The sequence below is a fragment of the Pseudomonadota bacterium genome (assembly GCA_018817425.1).
GTDB lineage: Bacteria > Desulfobacterota > Desulfobacteria > Desulfobacterales > RPRI01 > RPRI01.
Window position 1 is genome coordinate 1 of the sequence record JAHITX010000059.1, and the last position, 3,454, is coordinate 3,454.

Annotated in this window: 5 protein-coding genes; all 5 read right to left on the reverse strand. The window is 42.1% G+C overall.

Annotated features, from left to right (window positions below; genetic code table 11):
- On the reverse strand, window positions 1–143 hold a 143-nt coding region (locus tag KKC46_10440; protein MBU1054234.1), incomplete at its 3' end, for an FAD-dependent oxidoreductase.
- Window positions 144–297: 154 nt separating this feature from the next.
- The gene (locus tag KKC46_10445) at window positions 298–1,542 is read right to left on the reverse strand and encodes a hypothetical protein (protein ID MBU1054235.1); all 1,245 of its coding nucleotides are present in this window, start codon (window positions 1,540–1,542) and stop codon (window positions 298–300) included.
- 28 nt (window positions 1,543–1,570) lie between these two features.
- Complete coding sequence (gene lipA, locus KKC46_10450) at window positions 1,571–2,425, reverse strand: lipoyl synthase (protein ID MBU1054236.1); 855 nt, start codon at window positions 2,423–2,425, stop codon at window positions 1,571–1,573.
- 16 nt (window positions 2,426–2,441) lie between these two features.
- Window positions 2,442–3,269, reverse strand: coding sequence for a lipoate--protein ligase family protein (locus tag KKC46_10455; protein ID MBU1054237.1), 828 nt, complete (start codon window positions 3,267–3,269; stop codon window positions 2,442–2,444).
- Between the two features lie 19 nt (window positions 3,270–3,288).
- Window positions 3,289–3,454: tetrahydromethanopterin S-methyltransferase subunit H (locus tag KKC46_10460; protein MBU1054238.1), on the reverse strand; the 166-nt coding region annotated here is incomplete at its 5' end.

Sequence of the window (3,454 nt, forward strand, 5' to 3'; positions counted from 1 at the left end):
ATACAGCCGACATTTAAACAGGTGCCGCCCAGCTCTTCTTTTTCTATTAGTGCCGTTGATGCGCCAAGTTGTGCCGCTCTGATAGCTGCTACATATCCTCCGGGACCTCCACCTATTACAACGACATCTTTATTAGTTTCCATGAGTCCTCTCAAAAATATTTTGAAACTTATATTTACCTCCTTTTGAGATTTGGCCACAGAATCAACACTGTTTTCTTATCTCAAAAGGAGGTATAAATACTACAGTATAACTTTTTCAGTTCTTCCTTGCAAAGCCGGGGCTATAGCACAGGATTTAGTATTTTCCGTGTTTCTTAGCTGCATTTATTGTAAAATCAAGATGTTCGGGAGATGTATAATAATCGACAGCGCCTATTGAAAGAGTACACTTATTTGTACGTGATTTCTTTATACAATCACAACGTCCTTTAACTTCGGCCTCAACTTCTGACAACGGACCACTTACCATTAATCTGTCAGATGGGGCAGCAGACCCATACATGTCGTGTTCCTGGCAAAATTCATATATTTTTTGATAACTCGTGATATCACCTGTTACCATAATGCCGTCAAAACTTCCGGGACCTGCTACGTTTTTCTCCCATACGGTCGGCAGCCATTCAACGCATCCTTCCATTGCCCAGGCGTATACGATCGGATTGTCTGCAGGAATTGCCGCTTTTATTGCATTTCCGATTTCTCTGTATTCATCTGCAATCCATAAATTCTTCTCTATGTGAGGAACAAAGCCCATACTGCCGCACTGATAACTGTAATCGACCTTACCAAGGTTTGTTACAGCTATACCAAGCTTTATCTGCCATTCGGTGGCTAATTTAATTGTTTTCTGAACAAGTTCAGGATTTTTGCGCAAAGCTTTCATCATCTGATTATAGCCTAATAAATGCCCGGCAGTAAAACCATCAGGTCCATGACAATGGGAGCCTTCGATCGGGATAAGATCGCTTAGGCCGTATTTATCAAATATCCTTCTTGATTCTCTCAGCCACCATAAATATTGAGGGTACATAGCATGTTTGTCCGGATCGGGAACATCCAAACCTTCGAGGTCTTCAACAGTTTTTATAGGCGGATCTCCGATATGCACCGGGTTACCGTAATCTATAATTTTTGAATCACAGCCGAACAAATTCTCACCATAAGAAAGCGGGCCACAGAAAAGAGTGTCCGTCTTGAACCTGGCTGTTGTTGCCAAATGGGATTTAACCAATAATTTGGGTAATTGATAAGCATCAAGAGGCTTTAATGCACCAGCAAAACAGTCAAGAATTCTTACTGCATATGTGGCAAAATAATCCACCTCTATCATAGCACGGTCTCTTTCCTTTCCGGCAAAAGTAGCCTTGTAGCGCTCCATGGGAGTCATTTCTTCTTCCTGGCAGTTTGCGTGAATTTGCTCACAATAGCGCTCAATTTCTCTTTCTTCTTCCGGACTCCACCCCAGATCCGCTTTCTCTAATTCCTCAAGTGTTTTCCCGTAATACGGGCCGGCATTTTCCATCTTTCCTAATTTAATCATATCATTGTCTCCTCTTTTGTGATTTTGGTTATATTGGATATATATTATTGATCAAAAACTCTTTAGCGTGATACGAACTGCGAACAAAGGGCGCCGAAGCTACTGACAGAAATCCCATTTGTTTTGCTGTTTGAGCAAATTCATTAAACTCGTCAGGTGTTATAAATCTTTTCACCGGAAGATGATCTTCGGAAGGACTCAAGTATTGCCCAAGGGTAAGAAAATCACAATTTATCTTACGAAGATCCTGCATTACGGCGATAACTTCCTCTTTTGTTTCTCCCAGGCCCAGCATCATACCCGATTTTGTATGAATACTTTTGTTAATAGTTTTTGCCATCTCCAATACGGCAAGCGAGCGCTTATAATTTGCCTTTGGCCGGACTTTCTTATAAAGACCCGGCACAGTTTCAAGATTATGAGCAAAGATTTCAGGTATTGCTTTCATAACTGTTTCAACTGAAACGTAAGAGCCATTAAAATCCGGTACAAGCACTTCAACCGTGGTATCAGGATTTATCTTGCGTATGGTGAAAATTGTTTCGGCAAAGTGTAGAGCCCCTCCATCAGGCAAATCATCTCTGGTTACCGAAGTTACTACAATGTGATTAAGACCCAAATCTTTTACAGCAGAAGCTATTCTGTCCGGTTCATCCGCTTCCAGAGAACCTGGATTGCCGTCGTTTACAGCACAAAACATGCAATTTCGGGTACAGATGTTGCCCATAATCATAAAGGTCGCAGTCCCCTGGGAAAAACATTCGCATAAATTGGGACATTGGGCGCTCCTGCATACGGTATTTAGCCGCCATCGCGATAGAATCCTGGCAACCCCGACACTGTGCTTTCCCTTGGGAAAAGGTTTTATCAACCAGGAAGGCATTTTCTGTGAAAAATCATTATATTCTTTTGCCATTATAAACTCCTGAATCATTCCAGGAAGCCGCGCCATATTTTTCTTTTGCCAGCTTCCGGCTTAATTCAATCTCGGCAGATGTTAATTTGTCGTTGTAAAGTTTGATTCCCATTGATTTTTGAAATCCTGCAAATATGGCATCCGCTAATTCCTGCCAATCAATTTGTTTCCCTAAAGCTGTTTTGATATCCGTTGCCTTTTTACGTAAAGTGCTTAATGCTCTGCTGCGTATTTCCGGGGTCGAAAATTTGTGAACTGCAATACTTAACTCTGCATCAAGTACAATAGGCAAAGAACCGTGCTGCAATAAGGCTTCACCCCTTCTAAACTGGGCACCCCCGGCAATTTTTTTCCCCCGGCAAGTCAAATCTGCTGTTGCAGTACCGGCAAAACAGGCAGCAGACGGGAGTACTTTATCATTGGATACCAGGTTTACTTCCAATCCCAGAATGCGGTAAGCAGCAATCAAGCCTTCGTTTAGAATCCGATAAGATTCCAATATACTGCCGGGCAGTCCGTGTTTTCCTGAAGCAATTACTGTATAAGTCAATTCATCATTATGCAGAACACCGCGGCCTCCGGTAAGTCTGCGAACCACATCTATTCCTAGTTCCAAACATTTATTACGATCAACATCATCTTCCATGCGCTGAGAGCAACCTATAGATAAAGCAGGAGGACTCCATCTATAGATGCGCAAGGTAGGAGGAATCTGCCCCAAAAGATGCATTTCCAGCATGGCTTCATCAATTGCCATATTCATAAAGCCGTCATTAATGCCGGTATCTATAAACCGCCAGGCATTCTTCATATTCTTTTAATATTACCCATTAAAAGATGTGATACAGCGGGTGATCTTTTTTAATATTTATTCCCTTTGCCTGCTCGCCATAGGCAATCATGGCATCCATTGTTGCACAGGCAGGATAAACCCAGGAAGCATTTCCTATCGGGCCGTAAAGAATAAAATTTCCACCCCAGCTTATGGGCAATAAA